Source organism: Bradyrhizobium sp. 154, from assembly GCF_023073875.1.
Lineage (GTDB): Bacteria > Pseudomonadota > Alphaproteobacteria > Rhizobiales > Xanthobacteraceae > Bradyrhizobium.
Map to the genome: position 1 here is coordinate 40,708 of NZ_JADPKG010000043.1, position 25,705 is coordinate 66,412.

General features: G+C 62.5%; 25 protein-coding genes and 2 tRNA genes. 17 read left to right on the forward strand and 10 right to left on the reverse strand.

Annotated features, from left to right (window positions below):
* Positions 1-338 precede the first annotated feature (338 nt).
* Positions 339-414 (forward strand) — tRNA-Ile (locus IVA92_RS09580).
* Between the two features lie 121 nt (positions 415-535).
* Here IVA92_RS09580 and IVA92_RS09585 read toward each other — a convergent pair.
* The gene (locus IVA92_RS09585; protein ID WP_247280796.1) at positions 536-1,087 is read right to left on the reverse strand and encodes a hypothetical protein; all 552 of its coding nucleotides are present in this window, start codon (positions 1,085-1,087) and stop codon (positions 536-538) included.
* A 614-nt stretch (positions 1,088-1,701) separates the two neighbouring features.
* On the opposite strand from IVA92_RS09585, the gene IVA92_RS09590 reads away from it, so the two are divergent.
* The 4 genes from IVA92_RS09590 (at position 1,702) to IVA92_RS09605 (ending at position 7,209) form a co-directional block, all read left to right on the forward strand.
* Positions 1,702-3,138: a hypothetical protein gene (locus tag IVA92_RS09590; RefSeq protein ID WP_247280797.1), complete on the forward strand. Its 1,437-nt coding sequence runs from the start codon at positions 1,702-1,704 to the stop codon at positions 3,136-3,138.
* 265 nt (positions 3,139-3,403) lie between these two features.
* Positions 3,404-3,862, forward strand: coding sequence for a hypothetical protein (locus tag IVA92_RS09595; protein WP_247280798.1), 459 nt, complete (start codon positions 3,404-3,406; stop codon positions 3,860-3,862).
* A gap of 141 nt (positions 3,863-4,003) precedes the next feature.
* Positions 4,004-5,740 (forward strand): ATP-binding cassette domain-containing protein, encoded by a 1,737-nt coding sequence (locus IVA92_RS09600; RefSeq protein ID WP_247280799.1) that lies wholly within the window; start codon positions 4,004-4,006, stop codon positions 5,738-5,740.
* A 50-nt stretch (positions 5,741-5,790) separates the two neighbouring features.
* Positions 5,791-7,209 (forward strand): HlyD family type I secretion periplasmic adaptor subunit, encoded by a 1,419-nt coding sequence (locus tag IVA92_RS09605; RefSeq protein ID WP_247280800.1) that lies wholly within the window; start codon positions 5,791-5,793, stop codon positions 7,207-7,209.
* On the opposite strand, the gene IVA92_RS09610 is transcribed toward IVA92_RS09605, so the two are convergent.
* Together IVA92_RS09610 and IVA92_RS09615 are read right to left on the reverse strand one after the other, a co-directional pair.
* A complete protein-coding gene (locus IVA92_RS09610) occupies positions 7,206-7,988 on the reverse strand; it encodes a response regulator transcription factor (protein ID WP_247280801.1) in 783 nt (260 codons plus the stop codon). The genes IVA92_RS09605 and IVA92_RS09610 overlap by 4 nt on opposite strands.
* Before the next feature lie 211 nt (positions 7,989-8,199).
* Complete coding sequence (locus tag IVA92_RS09615) at positions 8,200-8,784, reverse strand: hypothetical protein (protein WP_247280802.1); 585 nt, start codon at positions 8,782-8,784, stop codon at positions 8,200-8,202.
* Between the two features lie 336 nt (positions 8,785-9,120).
* Between IVA92_RS09615 and IVA92_RS09620 the strand changes: the two genes are divergently transcribed.
* Positions 9,121-9,193 (forward strand) — tRNA-Met (locus tag IVA92_RS09620).
* Positions 9,194-9,424: 231 nt separating this feature from the next.
* Here IVA92_RS09620 and IVA92_RS09625 read toward each other — a convergent pair.
* On the reverse strand, positions 9,425-9,601 hold the full coding sequence (locus tag IVA92_RS09625; protein WP_247280803.1) for a hypothetical protein: 177 nt from the start codon (positions 9,599-9,601) through the stop codon (positions 9,425-9,427).
* 453 nt (positions 9,602-10,054) lie between these two features.
* On the opposite strand from IVA92_RS09625, the gene IVA92_RS09630 reads away from it, so the two are divergent.
* A complete protein-coding gene (locus IVA92_RS09630) occupies positions 10,055-12,175 on the forward strand; it encodes an MASE1 domain-containing protein (RefSeq protein ID WP_247280804.1) in 2,121 nt (706 codons plus the stop codon).
* On the opposite strand, the gene IVA92_RS09635 is transcribed toward IVA92_RS09630, so the two are convergent.
* Positions 12,170-12,832, reverse strand: a complete 663-nt coding sequence (locus tag IVA92_RS09635) for a response regulator transcription factor (protein WP_247280805.1) — start codon at positions 12,830-12,832, stop codon at positions 12,170-12,172. The genes IVA92_RS09630 and IVA92_RS09635 overlap by 6 nt on opposite strands.
* Before the next feature lie 339 nt (positions 12,833-13,171).
* Between IVA92_RS09635 and IVA92_RS09640 the strand changes: the two genes are divergently transcribed.
* Positions 13,172-14,794, forward strand: a complete 1,623-nt coding sequence (locus IVA92_RS09640; RefSeq protein WP_247280806.1) for an OpgC domain-containing protein — start codon at positions 13,172-13,174, stop codon at positions 14,792-14,794.
* A gap of 352 nt (positions 14,795-15,146) precedes the next feature.
* Here the strand turns inward: IVA92_RS09640 and IVA92_RS09645 are convergent, their stop codons facing one another.
* The gene (locus IVA92_RS09645; RefSeq protein ID WP_247280807.1) at positions 15,147-15,944 is read right to left on the reverse strand and encodes an adenylate/guanylate cyclase domain-containing protein; all 798 of its coding nucleotides are present in this window, start codon (positions 15,942-15,944) and stop codon (positions 15,147-15,149) included.
* A gap of 192 nt (positions 15,945-16,136) precedes the next feature.
* Between IVA92_RS09645 and IVA92_RS09650 the strand changes: the two genes are divergently transcribed.
* The 4 genes from IVA92_RS09650 to IVA92_RS09665 all read left to right on the forward strand — a co-directional run bounded on the left by IVA92_RS09650 (position 16,137) and on the right by IVA92_RS09665 (position 17,803).
* Entirely contained in the window at positions 16,137-16,505 is a 369-nt protein-coding gene (locus IVA92_RS09650) for a rhodanese-like domain-containing protein (RefSeq protein ID WP_247280808.1), read from the forward strand.
* 373 nt (positions 16,506-16,878) lie between these two features.
* Positions 16,879-17,085, forward strand: a complete 207-nt coding sequence (locus IVA92_RS09655; protein WP_247280809.1) for a hypothetical protein — start codon at positions 16,879-16,881, stop codon at positions 17,083-17,085.
* A gap of 90 nt (positions 17,086-17,175) precedes the next feature.
* The gene (locus tag IVA92_RS09660; protein WP_247280810.1) at positions 17,176-17,355 is read left to right on the forward strand and encodes a hypothetical protein; all 180 of its coding nucleotides are present in this window, start codon (positions 17,176-17,178) and stop codon (positions 17,353-17,355) included.
* Positions 17,356-17,515: 160 nt separating this feature from the next.
* Complete coding sequence (locus tag IVA92_RS09665) at positions 17,516-17,803, forward strand: hypothetical protein (RefSeq protein ID WP_247280811.1); 288 nt, start codon at positions 17,516-17,518, stop codon at positions 17,801-17,803.
* Positions 17,804-17,841: 38 nt separating this feature from the next.
* Here the strand turns inward: IVA92_RS09665 and IVA92_RS09670 are convergent, their stop codons facing one another.
* The 3 genes from IVA92_RS09670 to IVA92_RS09680 all read right to left on the reverse strand — a co-directional run bounded on the left by IVA92_RS09670 (position 17,842) and on the right by IVA92_RS09680 (position 19,984).
* Complete coding sequence (locus IVA92_RS09670; RefSeq protein ID WP_247280812.1) at positions 17,842-19,035, reverse strand: adenylate/guanylate cyclase domain-containing protein; 1,194 nt, start codon at positions 19,033-19,035, stop codon at positions 17,842-17,844.
* Between the two features lie 60 nt (positions 19,036-19,095).
* Entirely contained in the window at positions 19,096-19,734 is a 639-nt protein-coding gene (locus tag IVA92_RS09675) for a HutD family protein (protein ID WP_247280813.1), read from the reverse strand.
* A gap of 67 nt (positions 19,735-19,801) precedes the next feature.
* The gene (locus tag IVA92_RS09680) at positions 19,802-19,984 is read right to left on the reverse strand and encodes a hypothetical protein (RefSeq protein WP_247416072.1); all 183 of its coding nucleotides are present in this window, start codon (positions 19,982-19,984) and stop codon (positions 19,802-19,804) included.
* A gap of 308 nt (positions 19,985-20,292) precedes the next feature.
* Here IVA92_RS09680 and IVA92_RS09685 point away from each other — a divergent pair, with 308 nt between their 5' ends.
* The 5 genes from IVA92_RS09685 to IVA92_RS09705 all read left to right on the forward strand — a co-directional run bounded on the left by IVA92_RS09685 (position 20,293) and on the right by IVA92_RS09705 (position 23,874).
* Positions 20,293-20,598, forward strand: coding sequence for a DUF2282 domain-containing protein (locus IVA92_RS09685; RefSeq protein WP_247280814.1), 306 nt, complete (start codon positions 20,293-20,295; stop codon positions 20,596-20,598).
* A gap of 45 nt (positions 20,599-20,643) precedes the next feature.
* Positions 20,644-21,558 (forward strand): DUF692 domain-containing protein, encoded by a 915-nt coding sequence (locus tag IVA92_RS09690; RefSeq protein ID WP_247280815.1) that lies wholly within the window; start codon positions 20,644-20,646, stop codon positions 21,556-21,558.
* Complete coding sequence (locus IVA92_RS09695) at positions 21,548-22,327, forward strand: DNA-binding domain-containing protein (protein ID WP_247280816.1); 780 nt, start codon at positions 21,548-21,550, stop codon at positions 22,325-22,327. The genes IVA92_RS09690 and IVA92_RS09695 overlap by 11 nt, the downstream gene beginning before the upstream one ends.
* Positions 22,327-22,836: a DoxX family protein gene (locus IVA92_RS09700; RefSeq protein WP_247280860.1), complete on the forward strand. Its 510-nt coding sequence runs from the start codon at positions 22,327-22,329 to the stop codon at positions 22,834-22,836. Before IVA92_RS09695 ends, IVA92_RS09700 begins: the two co-directional genes overlap by 1 nt.
* A 225-nt stretch (positions 22,837-23,061) precedes the next feature.
* On the forward strand, positions 23,062-23,874 hold the full coding sequence (locus IVA92_RS09705; RefSeq protein WP_247280817.1) for a class I SAM-dependent methyltransferase: 813 nt from the start codon (positions 23,062-23,064) through the stop codon (positions 23,872-23,874).
* Between the two features lie 28 nt (positions 23,875-23,902).
* Here the strand turns inward: IVA92_RS09705 and IVA92_RS09710 are convergent, their stop codons facing one another.
* Positions 23,903-25,456 (reverse strand): L,D-transpeptidase, encoded by a 1,554-nt coding sequence (locus IVA92_RS09710; protein ID WP_247280818.1) that lies wholly within the window; start codon positions 25,454-25,456, stop codon positions 23,903-23,905.
* Positions 25,457-25,705: the final 249 nt, after the last annotated feature.

A 25,705-nucleotide genomic window follows, 5' to 3' on the forward strand; every position in this document is an offset into this window, starting at 1 on the left:
GCGGTTGCTCGCCGGCAAACGTTCGGGGGACCGGCGGGCCCCTCACCACAAAAGTGCGAAAACAACCCCATGCACAGTAGAAGACGTGAGCAATTTCAGCGGGTTACGGAAACGGAAGGACAGCCGCCGGCACATGATCGCAGAGCCGTTTGACTCGTCGGGCAAAACAATGGCAAAATGCGACTATTCCGAATCCCGCAATCAACCAAAGAGCCGCGCTTGCCACGCGGCGCCCGGCGTTCCGTTTGAGCAGAGCCAGCATTGCACCCCCGCCCCAGGCCCTGTAAACGAACCGCGCACCGTTGCCGGCCGCTTGCAAAAATGGCCGCCTCGCGGCGGGGCCTGTAGCTCAATGGTTAGAGCCGGCCGCTCATAACGGTCTGGTTGCAGGTTCGAGTCCTGCCGGGCCCACCAGTAAATCGATCATCATCACCACTTGGCAGGCTTTCGTTTTTCCCTTGCTGCAACAGAAACGCCGCGCGCTGCCGCTCATTGATCGCTTCAATGGTTATCAAACTCCCGCTCAACGTTCGATCTAGCGAGCCTCCCCGCGAGGTCGCGTCTTGACCAGCATCAGCCTCTGGCAAGCGAAATAAAGGTGGGGCAGCGGCACGGCCCAGCGAGTGGTTCGGCTCGCGGTCAAGACGGAGACGAGCCCCAAGGCCATCAGCAGCATGCCAAGCCAGGTCCAGCCCTGCCCGCCATCACCCGCCTCGGCGGCGGAAAAGGCGAGCGGCGTCGCCGAAGGCGCCGAGGCGGCAACCACGTCACTGGCGGCGGGCGCGGCTGCCAAACGTGCATCCACGTCGACTTGGCGCGGCGCGATTTCGTCCGGCGTGAGCCGGTCGGCGCGTTTGGAGAAGGGGGCCGGCGACACGCGGGTCGCAATCCCGGTAGCAAGGATGGGACCGGCATCAACCACCTGCACGGGCGCGGACGGGCTCGGCCGAGACGTGTCCACCGCTGCGGAGCGCTGCAGCTCCGCGCGCGCATCTACCATCGCCTTCCGCTTGCGCGCCGCGGTCTTGTTCTCTTCGGCCATGGCAACACGATATCTGGCGGCGCTATACCGCACCGGCATCTTCACCGACTCTGTCCCTTCGGCGACCTGGAACCAGCATCTGCGCCGGCCTTCCACCCGATAGACCCAGCGCTGGCCGTCGGCGGTCGACCTGCCGGGCCGCGATAAGCACTTCACTTCCGCGACTTCCGCGGAAGTGGGCGCAGAGGCTGTCGCGGGACCGGCATTGAAGAATCCGGAAAATGGGTTCGAAGACGCTGATGACGTCGGGAGACCTGCAACAAGTACAAAAGCGGCGAAACAAAATCGCAAATGACCGGACATGGAAACCCCGGTGTTGCGCCCCTGCCCGAACACGAGCTTTGGCCGTGACCTAGGTCGCAATGCGACTTAAATCGGGCATTGCGGTGGATTCGTTTTGGCCACAGACCCTACGACGACCTCTCCACCAGCCCGATCGTCCATTTTCGCCATCCCCTCAAGGTCGCACTTCCAAGCTCGGCCCGCGCAAGCTTGCAAGGCTGTAGCCCACCCGAACGGATGTAGCCGTTGTTACGGGTGCCCGACGAAGCGCCATATCCGAACTGACGACTGGGCATTCGACCTTCCCGGGATGACATTGTGTCCGGAGCGCAGAACCCGTCCGATCGCGCGGAGCGATCGCGATGAGGGAGGCTACGATGGATTTTTCGCGGATGTCGGATGGAATCCGACTGCATCACGCCTCGCATCACCACGATGGCTACGATGGCGAGCGCGGACCGGGCCCTGGGCCGAGTGCTTCGTTAGTAGCTCAGGTCGGCGGTGGCGCTCTGCTCCATGGTCCAGGCCCTCTTGCGGGTCAATTTGCTGGTCCTGGAGCCCACCACGCGAGCGCGAACATCCAGCATCACGAGGCCGACCCGGTTCAATCCAAACATCCCACGTCGGGGGTCGACACGGGCGGCCACGCCGGCAACCACGCTGCGGCGGGCCTGGACGTTTCGTCCACGAAGCCTGCAGCCGGCGCATCACATCCAGGGACGGGCATTGCTTCGGTCGAGAGTGGGGCGAACACGGCGGGAAACGGCGGGGATGGCTACTTTTATGGAGGGATCATTCGCGCGTCCCTGCTGATCTACGAACCGATCAACATCTCGGTGAGTATGGGATACGGCTCGGTCGCCCTGGCCAACCAGCCCAACAATTTGAATGTCGATCAATCCGCTCTTCAGGTGGCCGGCGTCGGCGGCCATGGCGGCAATGACAACATTGTATCGGGAGGGAGCGTCAGTACGTCCTTGAGCGCCGGCGTGATCGCGAGCGGCGACAACAGCGCCGGAAACGGCGGCAGCGGCTATTTCTCGGGTGCGATCGTGGACGCTCCCGTGGTGATCTATCATCCGATCAACATTGCCGTGGCGGGTTCGGGCGGCACCGCGCTTGCAAGTCAATCGAACACGGTCGACATCGATCAATCGGCCGCTCAGCTCGCGGGCGTCGGCGGAAGCGGCGGAAATGCAAACGTGGCCGCCGGCGGCAGCGTCATCACGCTCGACCCCAGTTGGGGATCAAGCAACGGAGGGGGCTTCTTCGACGTTCAAACGGGCGGAAGCCAGGCTGGCAATGGCGGCGATGGCGCGTTCTACGGCGGGCTCGTCCATACTTCCTTCGTACTGTACGACCCGATCAACATCGCAGTCGCGGGCTATGGTTCCAACGTTTACGCGGTTCAGACAAATGACGCCTACGTGGATCAATCCATCATTCAGATCGCCGGCATTGGCGGGTACGGCGGCAACAGCAACGCCGCGGCGGGCGGCCATGCAAGCCTTCTCTCCCACGGCTTGTGGGGCGGCTCCGACACGATCGCGACCGGTTCGAACGGCGCAGGCAATGGCGGCAAGGGCTATTTTGCCGGCAGCCTGATCGATGTCAGCGTCGCGATCTATGCACCCATCAACATCGCAATCGCGGGTCCCCATTCGACGGCCGTAGCCGATCAGGTCAACAACGTGCACATCGACCAGAGTGCGATCCAGATCGCCGGACTTGGCGGGGACGGCGGCCACGGCAATCTCGCGCTGGGTGGCGATCTTTCCGCCCACCTTCTGTCGGATCTTCACCTGCTGGGATAGCGAAACATCGCGCCGCTCGCACAAGCCCGATCGCGAGCCGCGTCGACACTCTGCGCATGCAAGCTCGCCCTGCGGGCTCTCCCGGATGTTTCGAGTTCCGATGTTGCGCGACGAATGTCGTACTTTCGTACGTAGGTCGACCAAACCGGATCGTGTCCGATTTGACATCTATCGCCATCGCGCCTGGGCGGATCAGACTTTGCCGCGCGCGTCCGTCCGATCGGGTGGATGATGCGCGAAAGCCAGCAGAAAGAGGGAGGCTCAAATGTTGCCCAAAGCGATCAGCATCTCGGACTCGATCGAATTCAAATCGATCAGCACCGGTGGTCAAAGTGTCGGAAATGGAGGCGACGGCACCTTCAAGGGAGCCATCATCAGCAAGCCGACGCTCAACTTCGATCCAACCAACAAGGCGGAAGGTGCCGACGTGCACGTGAGCACCGGCGATCACGTCAAGCAGACGGCAGATTGGGATGCCGGCGGGGCCAACGCGAAGGCCTCGTGGTTTTCGAAGGCCCATGGCGGAGACGCCGAGTCGAACGGAAGCCAGAAATCCTACAGCGGTCACGATACCTCCAAGGTATACGCCAATACGGATGCGACCCAGATCAACAAGGTCTGGGTGGATCAGCACCAGGAGGTCGTGGCCGGCATCGGCGGCAATGGCGGAGACGGCAACGCGGCGGTGGGCGGAGAGGTGAGCTTCCATCTCGATACGTTCTGACCATCGGCTCGTCCGACTGGCAGGACCGGTGGCTTCCGCCACCGGTCCTGACGCTCGAGCCAATACCCCGCCGATACCGTTGGCAGATGACGTTAGCCATCGGTCAAGTGCGCCGGACCTCGATTTCAGGCGGTAACGATCATGCTGATGCCGCCCCTTCAGTGGCCTATCCTGCCGCAGATCCGGACGCCACTGCACGCGGCCCTCCGGTCCTGCGCGGGACCGCTCGGTCTCGTATTCGCCTATAGCTGCAGCTACAACCTGCTTCTGTTTGCGCCCTCCATCTATCTTCTTCAGATCTACGACCGGGTGTTGTCGAGCCGGAGCGGCGACACGTTGCTTCTGCTCACGCTTATTGTCGCGATCACAGTGGTCGTGGGCGGCGTGTTCGATGCATTGCGGCGCGCCGTCCTGGGACGCCTTGGCGCCTGGCTCGACGATCGCCTTCGTCCTTGCGTGCTTTCGGCCGGCCTCGAATCGGCGTTTTGCAGCGACTCGACGCAAGCGTCGGGCGCATATCGGGATCTCACCGTGCTGCGCCAGTTCGTCGAGTCCGGCGCATGCACGCTGCTGTTCGACGCGCTCTGGGCGCCCTTGTTCCTCCTTGTCCTCTTTCTGATCCATCCCCTGCTTGGCGTGGTGGGCGCCTGCTGCGTAGCCTTCCTGTTCGCGCTCACGGTTGCCGGAGAGCTGGTCACGGAAGACGTTCTGCAAAGATCCGGCGCCGCACTGTCCAGAAGCTGCGGCCGCCTCCAGACGGCCGCGGGCAACATCCACATGATCCGCGCCATGGGAATGTTCGACAGCGCAGCGCGCATGATTCACCGTGACGCGCAGCACGCGCGCAGGGAGCACGATGTGGCACTCCGGCGAGGCGAGATCGTCATGCTGGCCACCAAGCCGGTTCGCGCGCTGTCGCAGGTCTTGATCATGGGGGCTGCCGCGTGGCTCGTCCTCGATCACGGGAAGAGCCCGGCAATCATATTTGCTTCCACGCTGATGTTCAGCCGGGCGCTCGCGCCGGTCGAAAGTGCGCTCGCTGGCTGGAAATCACTCGTAACGGCCCTGAGCGCCTGTCAGCGGCTCGGCGCACTTCTCGCCGCATTCCCCATCGCGCTGCAGCAGAGCGCGGAGGTTCCTCCGCCGCAGGCGCGAAGCGGCCTCGTCGTCGACAATGTTAGCGTGCGGCTTGCGGGGACCGACCATTTTCTGCTGAACGGCGTCTCGTTCAGCCTCATGCCCGGACAATGTCTTGGCATTATCGGTCCGTCCGGGTCAGGCAAATCCTTGCTCGGCCAGGTGATCGCCGGGCTATCGATGCCAACGGATGGCCGTGTCCTCCTCGACAATACCGGCGTCCCGCTGCTTCGCGAGGGCCGAAACGGCGACCGCCTCGGATATCTCCCCCAGGATATCAACCTGCTCGGCGACACGATCAACGACATCATCGCACGCCTTGAAGATGCCGACCGGCGGGAGGTCGTCGAAGCGGCCAAGCTCGTCGGAATCCATGGGGCGATCATGCGCCTGCCGCAGGGTTACGACACGATGGTTCACAGCGAAACAAACTTCTCGCGCGGATATCGGCAGCGCCTCGGACTTGCCCGCGCCTTTTTCGGCAGTCCACGCCTCATCGTTCTCGACGAACCCAACGCCAGCCTCGACTACGGGGGCGAGCGAATGCTCCTGGATGCCATCGAGCGCATGAAGCTCGCAGGTGTCATCCTTGTCGTCGTCACTCACAGGATGGGTCTCCTCGCAGCCACGGACAAAATTGCCATCATGGAAGACGGTGCGATCGCCGCATTCGGCGACAGCGAGGACATCTTTGAACGGCACCTGAGCCGCCCCCAAGTTACTTCGCAGATTGCGCCATGATCTGGAATTCTCTCATCATCCGGAAGTTTCCCGCCGTCTCGAGACTTCCCATGATCTGGGAGCAGCTCATGCGAGCTCCGGCGCGCCCCGCGCCCGCCCGGCGATTTGGCGTCGTGGTGACCGCAATCGACGATTTCGAGCCGCTGGAATTTCCATGGTGCTCGACGCCCACGCCGACCTCTCCGCGCGGAAGGCTTCGCGGTCTCACAGTCGCGGGCAATCTGCTGGTGCTCTGCTTCATGCTGGGGCTTGGTACATGGGCGAGCCTCGCGCCTCTCGAGAGCGCCGCGATCGCGTCTGGCGTCGTGGAATCGGAGTCGAGCCGCAAGACGATTCAGCATCTGGAAGGCGGTATCGTCAGGAGGATCCTTGTTTCGGATGGCGATATCGTGCGAAGCGGCCAAACGCTGATCGCGCTGGACGACACCCGGGCCGCCTCGGAGATGCAAAGCTTTCAAGGCCAATTGTGGGATGCAGTTGCTCGTGCCGCACGGCTTCAAGCCGAGCAGCAGAGATTTGAAAGGATCGCAATTCCGGACGCGCTGGAACAGGACAGCAAGCAGAACGGGGTGGCCGCCGCTGCGGTGTCGGCGCAGCAGTTCATTTTTCAGGCGCGCCTGCAGGTTCACGAGTCGCAGCTTACGGTCATTCGCGAACGAAGGCGTCAAGTCGAGAAGGAGATCGAAGGTCTCAAGGCTCAGGAGAGCGCCACCGGGCAGCGGGTCGACATCGTCCGGGAGGAACTGGATATGGTCGCGACCCTCGTCAACAAGGGGCTCGAGCGGCGACCGCGGCTTCTGAACCTGCAGCGGGAGCTGGCCGACGTTGAGGGCCGCCGCGGCGAGATCGCCGCGCAGATTTCTCGCGCCGCGCAGGTCATCAGCGAACAGCAGGCCACATTGTTCAAGCTCGAGAGCGAGAGGCAGAACGAGATCGCACAGTCGCTTCGTGAAGCGCAGAACCAGATATTCCAGCTCCGCGAGCGATTGCTTGCGGCCAAGGATGAGCTATCGCGAACGGAGATCAAGGCGCCCGAAGACGGCGTGATAACCGATTTGCGGATTCATACGGCCGGCGGCGTCATCGGAGCTGGTGCTCCGCTCATGGACCTGGTACCCCGGCAAGATCGCCTCATCGTGAAGGCGCGCCTGAGGCCCGAGGACATCGACGTGGTTCATCCCGGCCTCAATGCCGAGGTTCACCTCCTACCGTACAATCAGCGTCGCGTGCCTCGCCTGAAGGGAACCGTCGTGCACGTATCCGCGGACCGGCTCCTCGACAAGCGTACCGACCAGCCATACTACGCGACCAAAATCCGGATCGACGACGCGCAGATCGCGGCAAACGACATCCAGATCGTCCCCGGTATGCCGGTTCAAGTGTTCATCACGACAGGGCGCGGTACTGTGGCTCTCTACGCGCTCAGGCCCCTGCTCGACAGCTTCCGTGGTGCATTCAGAGAGGACTAGTTTTCCAGCATTGGAGCTGCGCCGGGATCGTCATCGCGACTCTGCGCGGGCAACCGACCGCGCCAGCGGAGGACAGCTTCCGTGCGATTGTGCGCAGCACATTTCCTCATGATATGCTGGATGTGCATTTTGACTGTGCTTTCCGAGAGGTTCAATTTGGCGGCGATCAGCTTGTTAGGCAGGCCGAGCTCCAATTCCGCCAGAACCTGTTGCTCACGAGGCGTGAGATCGGTCACGCTCCTGTCGATAGCAACTCCGACTCCCTCGTTCATCAGATATGCGGGCGCAAGCCCGCGCGTATCCGACGGCTCCAGATCCCCTATCCTGCTCGTCCCGGCCACGGGCAACGGCCGGTAGACGCCACCAACAAGAACAAGCCGCAGGCCAGCCATGGCGATCTCGATCGATAGCGAGGTGGAAAGAAAGCCGCGCACGCCCCGCTGCATCGCAGCTTGCACGGTCGGCTCGTCATCATGGTTTGACAGGACTGCAACGGCGGCGTTGGGACAACACTCCGCAACGAAGGCGAGATCGTCCTCAACCGAGGGATCGCCGATGGGCCTATCGGCGATACTCAGCACCACCAGACGAACATCGCGGGCTGACGTAGAGTCCAGGCTTTGGACCGTTGCCATGTCAAGGATCTCAAGGTGGTCCAGCTCACGCCTGAGGACGTTCAGCATGCATGTGCGAGGCAACAGGAGCGGCTCGATGATTACCAGAACCGGCAAGTGAAGCGATTCATTGAGCCGTTTTGAGGTGTTCGTTATGTCGTGCATGATTTCCTCGAGATGAAAAGAACTTCCGCGATATTCCCATTCCGTATTGCGTCTTCCCCTGCTGCTGCATTCATTCTGAATGCATCACCACGAGGCGCAGTGCCGCCGTTAGTGCCGTATCCACTGCGGGATCACTTTGCGGCTGGGTGGAAATTCTTTCCGCTCAAATCACTTGGGTGCGTACCGCGCGGTGGCGCAGTCGACGCCTCCCCTAATTGCAGATATTTCGATACGCCGTTGACGCCGCCGACCCTGACTTGCCGTCGGCGACATATGCTTCATCCTCCTTCACGAGGTAAAGAAACGGCCTCTCCGCGGTCTCGCCGCCTGACGCGCTTCTTCCTTTCACACGCCCGCAAATCGTATCCACAGGGCGTCCAAGCGTGTTCTTTCGCATCGTGCGCTTCATATCGGTGAATTCGGCCGATTCTGGGTCCTCCATCTTCGCCGAGATCGTGACCTTCGCCTTGTCCAGGACAGGATCTGAAGTTTCCGCGGAGTGTTCGGATGCCGAGACGCCGATCCTCGTCCGAGGCGACGCCACCTTGGCAAGGTCGGCCGCTCCACGCTTCTTCGGGGAAGATTTGTTGGCGGACCTTGCCGGAGTAGCAGAATTCGATTTGACGGCCGCAGGATCTGGCGCCAAAGCCATCTGCATTGGCAGCGCGGGTCGGGCGACTGCGCCCCCGTTGAAACAGGGGCGTGACGCGCAATCAAGGAAATACCCTCGGGAAGGCGCGAACCAGCCAAAGCCGATCAGGACTCCCGCCAGCACTCCAACAAAAAGCAGTCCCATCCGATTCCCCTCCGCGGGAGGTCGGTTCGCACTCGTAACTAAGGACTAATTGCGCGCTGGTGATCTATCTGTTGCGCAAAAGCGTTAAACGCTCATTAAGCGCGCGCGGTTGTCCGGCACGTGCCCGGATGAGCGGATCAGATCCGTGCCGAACTACCGTAAAGCGCCAATCGTGAAAGCAATTATGGCCGATTTGGTCCGCTCCTGGACCCTTCTGCCGATCGCCGGCTTGTGTGGCTCTCAGGCCAGTTTCGAAGCACCGCACCAGTTTCGCACCAGAAACGGCGTGAACGAAACGGAACGAAGGCCATCGGACTCGAACAAAAACGCAGGAAGGTCAACGAACCTGATCGAAATTCTGCCGCTCATAACGGTCTGGTTGCAGGTTCGAGTCCTGCCGGGCCCACCAGTGGATCAATGGTTAGCAGCTTTCCATTGTCTTTCGGTTGGAGGCGGCACCACAAATTGCCTGTGTAGCTACTCGTTGTTTTGCTTCAACGGCGACCAACTACCGCTCCAGATCCGGGTCCGGCGCCGGCTCTCCTTCTTGAGTGTAGATCCTGCGGCTCTATCGCACGAACCGGGGCAACATCGTTGAGAGCCTGTTCTATCGAATGGCCCACCAGGTCAATGTCGTCCCTTACGTACCGCTGTAAGAGCCGCCGGTGTAGTTCTTCGTCGCCAGGAAATACAAAGTCGGGGACACGATCGCCTCAAAGACGAGTTCGAATTGGCGATCGTTCGACCAAAGGAGAATTGCGCCGCTCATCGCAAAAGCCACCGCCGACCCAAACGGACTCAGCATCTCATCGGTCATGGGATGCTTCTATTCTCGAGTCAAGCTTGCGCTTCCGGTCCGCCACAGCACCTATCGTGCAAGTGGTTTGGTCCCGAGATTCCAACGAGAGATAGGCCCCCTGGTCGCACACAGCGGCTTGGTCCGGATCCAAATCCTGCCCTTTCGGAGAGCCTGTCTTCGTCGTACGATGCCTCCCCCGAAAGCTCGGGTGAACACGAGACGGCGCGAACTTCTCCGGGCGCAACGGCGGCTGTTCGTCTCCCATTGGTACTGAGGCGATCCGCACGGATTGACCGCAAGTCGGCCGGATGCTCCTCCATCGCACGCGCCGTCTCTTGGTCGCCATCAGACTGCGGTGATCATTTCGATCTGAGCGCATCTGCCGTATCGAGCTAGCGATCTTTGATTTTCGGCCAAGAGATCAACAGTCAGTCATGTGAACAATCCAATTGCCTAGTCCGGACGCCGACCATGTCCGATCAACGATCAGCAGCTTCCGACATGGATGCATACCGCGGCCTCAGCTACGTCGGGGGTCTGGTCGTGATCGGAGCGATCTATCTCGCCTCGGCAAAGGGCGGCCTTGCCCTCGCCTCTATCCATCCCAGCGCAACGCCAATTTGGCCGCCGACAGGTGTCGCGCTGGCGGCGGTGCTGTTGTGGGGATATCGAACTTGGCCCGCAATTTTTGCGGCGGCGATGATCGCCAATGCGACGACGGCCGGCTCCGTTGCCACCGCATTTGCGATTGCAACAGGCAACTCGCTCGAAGCGGTTGCCGGCGCGTATCTCATTAAGCGGTGGTCAGGCGGGTGTGAGACGTTTTCAACGCCAGATTCTGTTGCAAAGTTTACCCTGATCTGCGTCGTGATCGCGACACCGATCAGCGCCAGCATTGGACTGAGCAGCCTGGCACTCTTCGGGTACATCGAGCCGAAGAATTTCGCGGACGCGTGGATCACCTGGTGGCTGGGAGACGTGACCGGCGCACTGGTCATTACCCCCGTTATCGTGCTGTGGGCATCAAACCAACATCATGCCTTCAACCGGCACGATTTTTTGGAAACGGCCGGGGTCCTCGCGACAGCGGCGGCTGTTGGCCTCATTGCTTTCAGCCCCCTGATCGAGCAGACGCCCGGCCGAGATCCACTCGGCTTTCTGGCGATCCTGCCCATGCTATGGGCGGCCCTGCGTCGCGGTCCACGCGATACCGCAACGGTTGCCCTCGTGCTTGCGGGCCTTACGATTTGGGCAACGCACACGGGCGGCGGCCCCTTTGCGACGCCAGATCGCAATGCGTCATTCCTGCTGGTGTTGATGTTCTTGATCAGTATAACCGTTCCAAGCTTGCTGCTGAGCGCGGATGTCGAAGTCCGCAAGAACGCGGAAGGAAACCTGCGCCGCGCGCACGTCGAACTCGAGCAGAAGGTCGCAGAGCGCACGCAGGAACTGGAGCTCGCCAACACAGCGAAGTCGCGCTTTCTCGCCATGGCAAGCCATGATTTGCGGCAGCCTTTACATGCTTTGGGCTTGTTCGTCGCCCAGCTGCGCACGCCGCTCAAGCCGGAGGAAAGGACAAGAACGATCGAACGGGTCGACGCAACCCGCAAGGAAATGGATGAAATGTTCAATTCGCTCCTGGACATTTCCAGGCTCGATGCCGGGATGCTTACCCCCAAAATCACCGAGTTCCCGATCGCGCGCCTGTTGCAAAAACTCGAGACGGCGTTTGACCAGGCGACGCAAAAGAAAGGTCTGCGGCTACGCGTCAGGCCAAGTGACGCCTGGGTCCGAAGCGACGCGATGCTGCTCGAACGCATCATGCTGAATCTTGTATCAAATGCGGTGCGCTATACGTCGCAGGGCGGAATCCTGGTCGGATGTCGCCGGCGCGGTGATATGTTGCGTATCGAAGTATGCGATACCGGTCCCGGCATTCCCGAGGACCAAAAGCAGAATATCTTTAGCGAGTTCTTTCAAGTTCCGACCTCAGAACAGAACCGGTCCGGCGGACTCGGCCTCGGCCTCGCGATCGTCGACAAGCTTCGCCTGCTTCTCAACCATCAAATCGACCTGGCTTCGACGGTGGGCCGAGGTTCGCGATTTGCGATCCTAGTTCCGAGAGTCGATCAATGCGTCAGGTCGGCGGCGCCCGCCGACTTACCCTACCCCGGAGCCTTGGCCGCCGACGGCAAGGCAATTCTGGTTATTGCCGATACTCCGATCGTGCAGGAGGGAACGGGCGGATTGCTTAGCAAATGGGGATATTCGGTTCTTGCCGCTGGATCCGACGAAGCTGCACTGGTCCGGCTTGCCGAGCGCGCACAACGCCCCGATCTCATCATCTCGGACTATCATCTCGCAAGCGGGAAGACCGGAATCCGGGCTATTGAACAAATCAATGCAGCGTTTGGCTCGTCAATTCCCGCCATTCTCATCAGCGGCGATACCGCAGCTGAACCTCTGCGGGACGCTAGGGACAGAGGATACATTTTGCTGCACAAGCCCGTCGACCCGATGCGGCTCCGCGCTGTCATGCATGAGCTCCTTAGGAATCATGATGGTGAAAGAGGCACGGGGGCAGTTTCATGATTCGGATTTCGGCGGCCATTCCCAGCCCATTTTTCCGACTTTTATGACGGCCTCGGTGCGCGTCGCCACGCCGAGTGCCTTGAGAACGAACGTGATGTGGTTCTTCACCGTCGGCACTGCCATATTGAGCGTCCTGGCAATGACCTTGTTGCTTTTTCCTTTCATCAGGAGCGCCAGTACGTCGATCTGACGATCGGTCAGCCCGAGTCCCTTGAGCGAGTCGCGAGCCAAAGGTTTATCTGCGAACCGCGGACCCGCTGTTTCCTCCAGAATCTTGGAGGGAATGTAAACTCCGCCGGAGAACACCAACTCAATGGCGTTGAGCATCACTTCACGTTCCGTGGTCTTCGGGATGAAACCCAGCGCGCCAAGTTTGAAAGCGCGCCTGACCGTATCCTGATCATCGGAGGACGAGAGAATGACGATAGCAATCGTCGCATAGCGCTGGCGCAGTTCGCAAAGGACAGAGAAGCCGTCGCGGTCAGGCAAATTGATATCGAGCAAAATGAGGCTGATATCGGGATGCTCCTCGACGATGTGCATGGCCTCTCGACTGCTCGATGCTTCCAATATCACGGCTTCTCGCTTCAACTCCTTCAGGACAGCGTGCAACGCCTCGCGAATCAATGTGTGATCGTCAACAATAAGTACCTTCATAAAAATGCTCTCCGTCTTCTGACGCCCGGAGATCAATGAAAAATCATACACCCAGCTTCGAAACCGTCCATCTTCTATCTCTGGTCCAGCGGTTCGCCGCCCGCACTCAAAGTAGGAGCCGCGGGCTGCTGTGTGCTATGGTTGCAATCGGCACACATCGTAAGCAGCGCGAACTACACGAAGCGCGAAGCTCACTGGTCCTTCGTCCATGCGAGCGATGGATTGCTCATCACGTGTCTCACCGGCGTCAAATAGATGCCGCGGCCCGGACGGTACCTTGGTCATAGGACCTAGGCACCTCTCTGTACCGACCTCCGACCGGTTTACACACTGCGCCACTTGAACGATGATGTCGACAGTCAGCTTCTCCACCAGCTTTTTGCTCAGCGCGGCCATTGTCTCAATTGCTGTCGTGGCCCGGTCGGTGTGAAGCAACGCTGGACTGCTGCGCTGTCACGAACCCGCCGCCGCAGGCCGCTTTTTTGTCAGATTCGATTCCTGTCGATCGTTCCTCTTGAAGCGTGCGCGCACGCTGGACGAGGCAAGCCAATGCATGACCGAACCGCCACCCCGAAGCCATCGGCGGCCGCGCTGCCGGAGCTGAAAGCCAACGGCCGCGACCTGCGCATTGACGCCTGCCGCGGCATCGCGCTCTGGTGCATCTTTCTTGATCATGTCCCCCATAACATTGGAAGCTGGCTGACGCTGCGGAACTACGGCTTCAGCGATGCCGCGGAAGTGTTCATGTTCGTTTCGGGCGTCACCTGCGCACTGGCCTACGGCAAGGTATGGAGCTGCGAGGGATGGACCAGCGTGATCCGCCGCACGCTGCGGCGAAGCTGGGACATCTATATCGCATTTCTTCTGCTCACGCTCGCCTGCGCCATCCTAGTCCACATCGCTGGCGTGGAACGCCTTGCTGACGAGAGCAATACGCGCATTCTGCTGGACCAGCCTGGCGCGACGCTCGCGCACGCGGCAATTCTGCAATACCGCCCGGTCAATACCGACGTGTTGCCGATCTTCGTGCTTCTCCACCTCTTGTTCGCGCCGTTGCTGTGGTTGCTGCTCCGACTGCCGAGCCTGACGCTGGGCGCCTCGCTGGCGCTTTATGCGCTGGTGCATATGTTCGGCTGGTCCTTGCCGGCGTGGCCGAACGGCCACTGGGCTTTCAATCCACTGGCCTGGCAGCTGCTGGTGGTGCTTGGCGCGTGGGTGATAATCGAGGGCGAAAGAGTGCGCCCCTGGCTAACGTCACGCATGGCGCTTGCGCCTGCCATTCTCTATCTGGTCGTCAGCCTCGTCATCGCATTGAGCTGGAGAATCAAGCCGCTGGAAGCGTTGATCCCGCAGGGGCTGACGAAGTTGGCTTATCCGGTAGACAAATCGAATCTCGATCCGTTGCGTCTATTGCATTTCTTGGCTCTTGCGGTTGTAGCGGTATGGCTCGTGCCACCCAATCGACAAGCATTGACGACTGCGGTGATGCGCGGCGCCATCCTCTGTGGCAAGAACTCGTTGCCAATCTTCTGCCTCGGCGTTCTGCTTACGCTGGTCAGTCTCCTGGCGTTGCTCGACATATCGGAGGGGCTTGCGATGCAGATCACGCTCAGCGTCGGTGGCGTCCTAACGATGATCGTGGCGGCGACGCTGCTGAACTTGATCAAGATCAAACCCAGGTCGCAGCCGATCATTGCACTGCCGATGAGTGTGCGCGCCCCTCAGGACGCGTGGGGCACAGTTGGCGGGCGCACCCTGGAGGCGTTTCGCCGAGGACTGCGCGAGTTCGGATGGGCCCGCGGCCGGAATCGCCTCGGCGATTGCCAGGTCGCGAAGCGGCAATCCGGCCACGGGCCGTGTCTCGCAGGCGAATTGGTACGGCTCAAGGCGGATGCCATCGCGGCGGCGGCGAGACCTGCAGCCATGGCGGCCAAGAATGCAACCGCGACGGTTCCAGTCTGAGCGATCATTCCTCATGTCCGACGGTCGTTAGCCGGGCGCCCCCTCGCGGCGCTCGGCCTTTGCGCGCTCCCGCGCCTGGCCGCTCTTAACGGTCTGGTTGCCGGTTCGGGTCCCGCCGCGCCCATCACCCAAATTATGAGCTTGTCGGTGCTCGCCAAGCCACTGCACCAGAAGCGCACGCTTGGTCGCCCGTTGCCGCATTTCGGTGTGCGCACCAAGTCAGTGCTCTTCCGTGTCCGTCTGACCTGATTTCTATCGCTCAAGCGGCGATTACGGTGACAGTGCACCAAATTTCAATTTATTGGCAGGTTCGAAAACCGGAGGCGAACTGCCTCCCCGCCCAGACGTCCCTTCACCCCTCCACCCGCCACAGCCTCCACCTTTCCGGCACACCCTTCAGCCGGTGCACGCCGTGATCCTTCAAGCTGATCGCAGATTGCGTCTTCATCAGCTCCTTCACCGCGCTCGAGACCAAAACCTCCCCGGCGCGCGCCTTAGCGGCGACGCGGGTGCCGATGTGGAAGGCGAGGCCGACCATCTCGCCGCCGCTGATGGTGTATTCGCCGGCGTGCAAGCCGACCCTGATCTCGAGGCCCAGCGTGCGCACGGCTTTCTGGATCGCGGTCGCGCAATTGACGCCGGCGGCGGGCTTCTTGAACGTCGCCAGCACGCCGTCGCCGGTGGTCACGACTTCCTTGCCGCGCGAGCTCTTCAATTCCTTGCGGACGGCCGCGTAATAATGGCCCATCACCTTGGTCCAACGCGCATCGCCGAGCTTCGCAGCCTTCGCGGTCGAGCCGACGATATCGACGATCAGGATGGTGGCGAGCGCCTGCTTGAGCTCGGCGCCACCGTTCGCGGACCGGCGCCGCAGCGCGATCGGTCCGGTCAGCGGCTCATAGCGATGGCTGCGGCGCCGAGCGATCGCTGCTTTGGCGTAGTCCTGCGCGCGCTGCGCCGTGCCGCAACGGATCGTCTTCTCCTGCGGCGATCGCGACCAGGAGACCTTGCGCCCATCGCCGGCGCCACTGACCTCCACGGCGCCCCATTTCAGAAAGACCGCCGAGCCGACCCGCCGAATGCACCAGGCCTTGGAGGTGTATCCGGATACGTTCGACTGAAGGACTCCGATGCGAAGGAATTTGGGCATGAATGTGCGGCCGATCGAGGACCGTTGAGCGCTTTCGGGACGGAGCCTATTCGTACAATCCTGCATCGGCAATAGAGCTTTGCCATCGTTCGGCGCGGTGGAATCCATGGGGCCGACGTCCACCGACAGGAGCAGGCGAAGCACAGATCGATGTGCTATCCTCATGCCAGGACAGCAAGGGAGAGAGAAAAGATGTCAACAAGCGTCAAGCAAATGCTGGAAGCCGCGAACGCGGCAGTCCCCAAGATCACCTCGGACCAAGCGGCCGAGATGATCAAGAACGGCGACACGCTTGTGGTGGACGTTCGCGATGCCCCGGAAGTTGCCGCCAGCGGCAAGATCGCGGGCGCCGTGAATGTCTCGCGCGGGATGCTGGAGTTTCGCGCCGATCCGGAGTCGCCGTATCACGACAAGGCGTTCGACAAGAGCAAGACCGTCATTCTCTACTGCGCGTCTGGCGGCAGATCGGCCCTGGCCGGGAAGCTGTTGAAGGATATGGGGTACGAGAAGGTCTACAACGTCGGCGGCTTCAAGGACTGGTCGGGGGCTGTCGAGAAGTAGCAATCACCGGCCGGCGCGCCGCGTGAGCGATCGGCCGTACAGACAATCAATGTCCGAATAGACTAACGCTGCCGCCCTGCGGGGCTCGCCGTTCACAGGTTCGGCGGGCTCCGAAATCGACGTCGTCCCGGCGGCAGGCGCTCAGGATGAGGTCTCGGTTGCGGCCAAATCTTGGGACCCGCATGGCAAGGAGCCGGCCCTCAGCGGGCGTCGCCAACCATGCAGGCCGAGCACGTTCCGTGCCTCGCAGCTGTCATATGCGATCGCGCTGTTCCCGGTGGGGAGAGATATTCCGAGGTCCCGGCTCGCATGGTTTCAGCCAATTGGCACTTCCTGCGGCAAGGCGCGTTGCAGTCCTTTCGAGGAGGTGCAGATGACCAAGGCGAAGGCTTTCGACGTGCAAAGCGCAAAGACGGAGACGCAGCCAACGCTCAATCCCGGTGACGAAGCCCCGCGGGGAACGACCGGGACCGGCGAAGATGTTTGTCCGGATTGTCACGGCAAGGGGCGCATTGACGGCGCTTCCTGCGCCACCTGCGGCGGGAGCGGGACCGTCATCCGGGCAGTTGGCGGCGCCTGACTTTGCTCCGTCAAAAGAGCCTTCTCTTCTTCATAGCAACGATCAGCCTTCACGCGTGTTTTCCGGACTCTGGACACAGCGAGGCGCGCCATGAGCAAGGAAGCCGGACTGACCCCTGACGACTTCCCGATCGAAGCCGACAAGGACAAATTGAAGACACACAAGGGCGACCCCGTCGCCTCGGCCGAGTCGGAGCAGATTGCGGACCAAATCGCCGACCGCCTGAACGAGCATGCTCACCAGGAAGAGCAGGATCGCTGGTCGGCCTAGCGGCATTGCTTCGCAGCCGACCGGGAATAGGAACGCCCGGCGTTCCCACGCATTGGCCTGCCGCCGGGGTTCCACAATTCCGGCAAATGGCGGCCTCGGCTCGACCCCCGCCCCCGGACCGCCGGGCCGGGGCTGCCTGGCTTTGCGCAAAGGAGCGGACATGAAAGCACTCGTCATCGCAGGGCTCATTGCGGCGCTCGCGTCTCAATCCATCGCGCTTGCGCAAGGCGGCGCGGGTGCGTCCAGGACCGGGTCGAGCATCGATTCGACCGGCACAGGCGGCACGACCGGAGCAGGCGCCTCGGGCCTCAATACGTCATCGGATAACAACAGCGGCGGCGCGAGCGCGCCGGCCAAGTCGTCAACGACCCGGCCAGGGGACAACGACCCCAGGCAAACCCAGGGCGGTCAGCAGGCCATGCCGAACTCCGGCTCGAACCGCAAATAGGCGCCGCTGGGTCGAATTCAGCCGGCGCCGTGCGCCGCTCACCCCTGATACGCAAACAGCTCGATCGGGTCGCTGAAGCCGCGCACCTCGTGCTGGCCGACATGCTCCAGCGCGAACTCCTTCTCCACCAGTTCGGCGAAGGCGCGCGACAGCAGCACCGTTCGTCCGAGCTGCTTCGTGAGCGCCTCCAAGCGCGAGGCCATGTTGACGGCGGGGCCGATCACGGTGAAATCGAGCCGGCTGGTTGAACCGATATTGCCGTACATGACGTCCCCGACATGGACGCCGATACCGTAATTGAGCGGCGCGCGGCTGGTCGCACTGTTCCGCTCGTTCAAGGCGGCCATGGCCTTGCGGGCTTCGGTCACGACATGGAGCAGGTTGGCGCAAGCGTCGGGCTGGCTGAGCGGGAAGATGGCGAGCAAGCCGTCGCCGATGAATTTGAGGATTTCGCCGCCATACCGTGCGATGGGTTCGGACATCGCGTCGAAATAGTCGTTGAGGAGATCGATGACGTCATCGCGCGGCCAATTGTCCGAGATCTTTGTGAAATCTCTGAGGTCGCAGATCATGATCGCGGCGCGCACCGTCGTGCCGGTACCGCGCCTGGTGGCGCCGGCCAGGATCAACTCGCCGGCATGGTGGCCGACATAGGTCTCGAGGAGCGTGCGCGCCAGGCGGTTCTTGACGCGGATCTCGCTGACCAGCGCCAACACCGGCAGCAGCTTCTTCAGGCCGGCGATATGCGTATCGTCGAACCCCCCGGGACGATCGGTGGCGAAGGTGACGAGGTGGCGCTTGCCGAGCGTGTGGTAGAGCGGCCAGGCCACATAATCGGTCAGGCCTCGCGCCCGCATCTCGTCGTAGAGCGCGTGCTTGCGGCCGAGCGAACGATCCTGCTCCAGCCGCTCGCGCACCTCGGCGGCGCCGTCAAGGATCTCATTGGCGGCGCTGCCGATGTATTCGGAGCGCTCACGAACGTCGTAGTCGACAAGTGCAATCTCCGCCTCGCGCATCCCGTCGGACCACATCATCCGCGCTCCCAGCCATTGCGGGTGATGGATCAGGATGTGAAGCGTCGACCGCTTGAGCGGGATGCCGGCCTGCTGGAGGCGGACGCACATCTGCGCAAAGATGTTATCGACGAAGCGCTCGTCGCGCGTGCCGTTGGTCAGCCAGTCGACGACTTTGTCGGCTTGCGTGGCGGGGGCGTGAATGTCTGGCGCGTCCATATCCTGCCCCTTTGAGCGGCGGTCTGCATCGGGCAGATATCGTGCTGCGGCGCGACGGCGTCAACCTGGCCAGTTGCCCGGTTTGTGCGCAGCCGCCGTTTGGGGAGGCGCCATCTCACCGACGATCCGGATCGACCCCAACACCGCCAGACCCGATGCGAGCGCGAGGCTCGACGGCTCGGTGAGTTCGACCTTCAGCGTGCCGCCATCGGGAATCGCGAAGCCCTCCCCGCCAAGACGGACGCTGCAATCGCCCCGAACCGCGTAAACCAGATGCGTGCCGGCAAACAACGACCGATCGCCGGGCGGCCCGAGCGCTTCGAGCTCGATCTCGACCGCACCACGCCGCGCCATCAGGTTCACGACCTCGACCGGACCGGCCTCAAGCTTCGTCACGATCTCGAGCTCCCCGGCGAACCGCACGGTCGTGAAAGGTTCTCGTTCATCGAATTCCTGCGCAGGCGACTTCAGCACCAGCCCGCGCCCGCCCACAACCATCTGGAGGCGGTCGATGCCGGGCATGTAGGAGAACGGACCGGGCGTAACGATTGGCGTACTGGCAAAGCGCCAGAGCAGGCTGTCCCAATCCTTCACCGGTGCATCACCGCGATGGGCATCCACGATGTCGGTGAAAACGCCGCCGCCGTTTTTCCACGGCGAGCGGGTGTAGTGTTCGGGCTTGAGCAGCGTGGTTTTCATATCCGCATCATGCCCGTGCTGGGCAGACTTTGCCAACCGGTTTGGCGGCGCGCGCTTCTGCGTCGTGCTATTTCGCGGTCAACGCTGCAACCGGACGGCATGAGACATCGGGCGCCGCGGCTGAATATTGCCGACAGCGGTCGCGCGCGGCTTCGCCGGTGAACTTGTTGGGACCAGGGCCGAGACGGCCAGGCGTGCTGACCGTTAGCCTGGCGATCGCCCGAAGCTGCCGTCCTGGATCGACGTTCATGGTGTTTCCCCTTCGGTCGGACACGGTTCCTGTCATTGCTCTTCGCTGGCTTCCGTCGTTCGTTACCTCTAGCCGGTCCAATCCGACGCGGCCAATGCTCTCCCGCTAATGTCTCAATAGCGCCAACGCATTGGATTTGAACGGCCGCCTGCCCGCTAATCCTGACCCAAGCGCGCCTTCGTGTGCCAGATCCAAGCGGTCTCACGGATTCGTGAGCAGCTTCTTAGTAACGCGGGCTGCGCGCGGAGCGAAGGAGATTATGCGCTTTCGCCTGCCAGGCGATGCCATTTCGAACAGGAGAAACTCCGATGTCTGCCAAGCACGTCGTCACGTCGATCGTTCTCGCCGGCGCGGCGTCAACCGCCCTCGCCACCCTCGCGGCCGCCGGTCCGCTGACCAAGGCGGAGGCCGATGCGGCCGTCGCCGCCAAAAAAGAAAAATGCTTCGGCGTCGCGCTCAAGGGCCAGAACGATTGCGCGGCGGGGCCGGGCACGACCTGCCAGGGCACATCCACCGTCGATTTCCAGGGCAACGCCTGGAAGTTCGTGCAGGGCGGCACCTGCACCAGCATCGAGCTGCCGAACGGCAAGAAGGGTTCGCTCAAGCCGGTCTAATGCACCGCGTCGCGCCCACGACAACAGTGAAGAGCGGAGGAGACCATGACGACGGCAATCGTGCCCGAGGCGTCTGCGGTGCCACTCCGCTACTCCGCTCCCATCGGCGGTGTTGCCGGGACGAGCTTCAAGCCCGAGCACCTCCAGGCCATCCTGAGCACGGGCCGGCAATGCGGCTTCTTCGAGGTGCATGCCGAAAACTATATGGGCGCGGGCGGCCCGCCGCATCGCGCGCTGGAGGCGATCCGCCGCGACCATCCGCTGTCGCTGCACGGCGTCTGCATGTCGATCGGCGGACCCCAGCCGCTCGATAAGGCGCATCTGGCCCGCTTCCGAGGTTTGGTAGCTCGCTACCAACCAGCGCTGGTCTCCGAACACCTTGCCTGGTCAACGCATGAGACCAGCTTCTTCAACGATCTTCTGCCGCTGCCCTACACCGAAGCGACGCTGGCTCGCGTCTGCGACCACATCGACCAGGTGCAGGACGCGATCCGCCGTCCGTTGCTATTGGAAAATCCGTCGACCTATGTCGCCTTTCGCGAATCGTCGATGAGCGAGACCGATTTCATCCGCGCCATTGCCGAACGCACCGGCTGCGGGCTGCTGCTCGACATCAACAACGTCTTCGTATCCGCGACCAATCACGGATTCTCCGCGCTTGAGTACCTCGCGGAATTTCCGCTGGCGCACGTCGGGGAGATCCACCTCGCCGGCCACGCAGAGCAGGCCGATGACGAAGGCGACCTGCTGCTGATCGACAGCCATGACGGCCCGGTCGCAGATGCCGTTTGGAAGCTATTCGAGATCGTCATCCGGCGCCGCGGTGGCGTGCCGACGCTGATCGAATGGGATAGCAAGATTCCGGACTGGCCGGTGCTGCAGGCGGAAGCCGCCGCCGCACAGGCAATCCTCGATCGCTGCAATCAGACTGCGACTGCGGGAGACCGTCATGCCACCTGAGCAGGACCTGTCCTTTGCCGCCGCCTTTACGCCGGGACTGCTGGACCCCACGCGGGCGGCGCCCGCGATCGTGGCGGGTCCGAACGGCAAGGCCGCCGGCAAGCGCTACGCCGTCTACCGCAACAATGTCACGGTGAGCCTGATCGATGCCCTCGCCGCGATCTATCCGGCGGTGCAGCGCATCACCGGTCCTGATTTCTTCCGTGCCATGGCGCGCTTCCACATCCGTAGCAGCCCGCCCACTTCCCCGCTGCTGTTCGAATATGGCCGCGAGTTTGCCGACTTCATCACACGTTATGAGTATGCGCAGACAATGCCCTGGCTTGCGGATGTTGCACGCATCGAGCGGGCGTGGCTCGATGCCTACCATGCGCAGGACGCCGCGCCGTTATCGGCCGCTGCGCTGGCGGCCTTCGCCTCGGAACGGTTGGCCGATCTCGTCTTCATCGCGCATCCGGCGCTGCGCATCGTGCGCTCGTCCTTCTCGGCAGTGACGATCTTTGCCGCCAACCGCGACGACGCACCGGTCGGGCGCATTGACGCGTCGACGCCGGAAGACGCGCTGATCACCCGGCCCGAATTCGACGTTATGGTGCGGCGCCTTCCGCCCGGCGGCGCAGTGTTTGCCGAACGTCTTGCGTCGGGCGAGCCACTTCGCGGGGCCGCCGCGTCGGCGCTGGATGCATGCCCCGATTTCGATCTCGCTTCCAACATCACCGGCCTGATCGAGGCTGGCGCATTCACTTCGCTTGCTCTCGGAGACGCATGATGATCACCGATCAACGCATGACTGCGGGAAGCGCCCTGCCATCACTTGGGTTGCTGCTCGACAAGGCCAACTCTCTGATACGGACGATTGCCGCGCCCTCGCTCGTTCAGCTCGTGCTGCGCGCGGCGCTCGCCGTTCCCTTCTGGCGCTCGGGCATTCTCAAGTGGGACGGCTTCCTCAGGCTCAACGACACCGCGGTGACGCTGTTCAGCGACGAGTTCATGCTGCACCTGCCCGGCGGGCCCTATCACTTTCCTGCGCCGGCGGTAATGGCCTTCCTGTCGGGATGTGGCGAGATCATGTTTCCAATCCTGCTGGTGCTGGGTCTCGGCACACGGTTCGCTGCGCTCGGATTATTGTGCATGACCGTCATCGTCGAGCTCACCGTGCCCGACGGCTGGCCGATTCACCTCACCTGGACGGCCATGGCACTCGCCCTCATGGCTTACGGGCCCGGTTACATCTCGCTCGATCATCTAATCTGTCGCGCGCGATCGTACGCACGATAGGACGCTGGGCGCCTTGCATCCCGCTCAACCCGCTATCGACCGCGGGCGTCTGCGCGGTGCGGCCCGCAGCGGCGGCGCGAAATCGTAGAACGGATGGCCGGCTTGGCCGACATCGCCTGGAGCGCGCCCGATGCGGAAACCGGCCTGGCTCGCATCTTTGCTGGCGCGGTGAGCTAGCGGTCCATGGTAGCTTGATCTCGCGTCTGAACCTTCAGCGAGGCAAGCATGACCGACACCGACAAGGTTTTCGCCGGCTCCGTCCCAAAACTCTACGACGAATATCTCGTCCCGATGATCTTCGCCGCCTATGCCGATGACATCGCAAGACGCGTCGCCGCGCTCTCGCCTTCCGTATTGCTCGAGATCGCGGCCGGTACCGGCGCGGTGACGCGCGCCGTGGCGGCGGCGCTGCCACGCAGCGTCCGCTATGTTGCGACCGATCTCAACGAGCCGATGCTCGCGGTTGCAGCGCAGCGTCAGGCAGACGATGCTCGCATTGTCTGGCGCCAGGCGGATGCGTTGGCTCTTGCGTTCGGCGACGCCGAATTCGACGTGGTCTGCTGCCAGTTCGGCGCCATGTTCTTTCCGGATCGCGTCAAGGGCTATTCCGAAGCAAAGCGCGTTTTGAAGCCGAGCGGCACGTTCCTCTTCAACGTCTGGGACCGCATCGAGGACAACGTGTTCGCCCACGATACAACGATCGCCTTGGCCAAGCTGTTTCCCGATGATCCGCCGCGTTTCATGGCCCGGACACCGCACGGCTATTTCGACCATGCGATCATCAGGGCCGATCTCGAACGGGCAGGTTTTGGCAGCGTCTCGATCGAAACGCGATCCGCAATCAGCCGCGCGCCAACGGCGGAATACGTGGCGATCGCCTACTGCCAGGGCACGCCGCTGCGCGGCGAGATCGAGGCAAGAAGCGGTGGCGACCTTCAAGCTGCGACTGACGCGGTCACTGAGGCGATCCGGATGCGCCATGGCTCCGGACCGGTCGAAGCCAAGATTCAGGCTCTGGTGATCACGGCGCGGCTGTAAGCCTGCGCCGCAGGCGATCTCGGCGTCCCTACCAAAAGCCTCGCTGCACCGGCTGCGTCGATTGGTAATACTGATACTGGCCTCTCCGGCGCGGATTGACCGGTTGCACGTACGGATCGCGCTGAAAGAAGAAGCCGAAGCCGTTGCCGCCATTGTCCCAGCCGTCATCGCTCGCGATCATGGCAGGCGCGGTCGGCTTGCGGGTGATGAAGCCGCCCTGCGGCTGATTGCTCAGCACCGCGACGAACTCGGTGCGATAGTTGGTCTCGCTGCTCAGCGGCTCGTCCGAGATGATGATCGAGGAGCGCGGCAACGCGGTCGGCGCGATACGATCGAGCACGTCCTGCGGGATGGTGATCCGGTCGAGCGCGGCCCTCGCCTCGTCGCCGTTTTCGATCGTGACCACGCTCCAGCGCAGGCCCGTATCGGTCCTCGCCATCGCCGTGAAGATATGCGTGCCGAGCGGCTGGTCTGGATTGCGGATCGTGACGGGGACCTCGATCCTGGTGTCGAATACCTCGCCGCCGCCATCGGGTGCCGGCTTGTGGGTGTTTCGCCGCACGTACAGCTTCTGCGTCGCACGACTGATGTAGACCGAGACCGGCTCGAGCGCGAGCTTTGCATCGGTCGCCGCCTTCACGGCGTCGGCTTTCCTGGCCGCCGCGACCTTGGCGGCCTCCTTGGTGGCGGCGACGGCCTCGCGCTTCGGCTGCGCCGCGGCCTTTGCGGCATCGAGCTGCGTCGCTGCATCCGCAGCCTTGGCGGCGGCCTTCTGCTTCAGCTCCTCGGCCTTGGTCCGGGCCTGATCGGTCTTTGCGTTCGCGAGCATCTTGTCGGCGAAAGCGAGCTCGGCGTCGGCGCGAGCCTTCTGCTGTTCCAGCTTGCGCAGCCCCGCCGGCAGCGAAGCGGCTTCTTTTGCGGCTGCCGATGCGGCCTTCTTGGCCTCGTCGGCGGCCCTGGTGGCCTCCTCCGCCTCGGCGGAGAGCTTGTCGGCACGGCTCGGCGCCGCCGCAATGGCCTCCCGCTTCGGCATGAAAAGCGAAGGGTGGGAGAACTGGGTCGGGACCGTATCGTCCGGCGAGATGATCACGCGCATCCCGATATACGTCTTGTCGAACAGATTCTCGGCAAAGCCGAACGGCATGCGCACGCAGCCATGTGAGGCGGCATAGCCGGGCAGCGGCCCGCCGTGCAGCGCGATGCCATTCCAGGTGATGCGCTGCATGTGCGGCATCCAGGCATCGTCATACATGGTCGAGCGGTGGTCCTTGTCCTTCTCGATGATGGCAAAGACGCCCGCCGGCGTCTCGCGTCCCGTGGTGCCGGTCGACACCGGCGCGCGCAGGATCCAGCCGTCGGAATCGTAGAAGGTGACCTGCTGGCTCTTGATCGACACGATCGCCATGATCGGCTCGCCGGCTACGCGCGGCGCCACCGCCTCGACCGGCTGACGGGCTTGCTTGGCAGCCGTCACCGGCGCCACCGCCGCAAACATGGCCAGCGTCGCAAGCGCAATGATCCCGGCAGGCCCCTGACGCCGCACCGCCCTGGTGGATTGCGCCGTCGTCGATCGGTTTTTCATGCCATCCTCGGTCGAACTGCCAGTCCGCTGGTGTCGGTCAAATGTCAAATTGCGATCTCTGGATTAAGAAATCGCATCCGCCTTACGTTCCGTCTGTGGCGAGATTCGGCACGTTCCCGCGACAAATCTCTCATATACGACGGTTCACATCGGCGGAAGGCGGCCTCCGGCCGAAGCTGGCCCGAAGCCGGCCCTCGATCGCTGCGGCAGAATGTCCGGCTAACATGGTTCAGCTGCACGGGACAATGC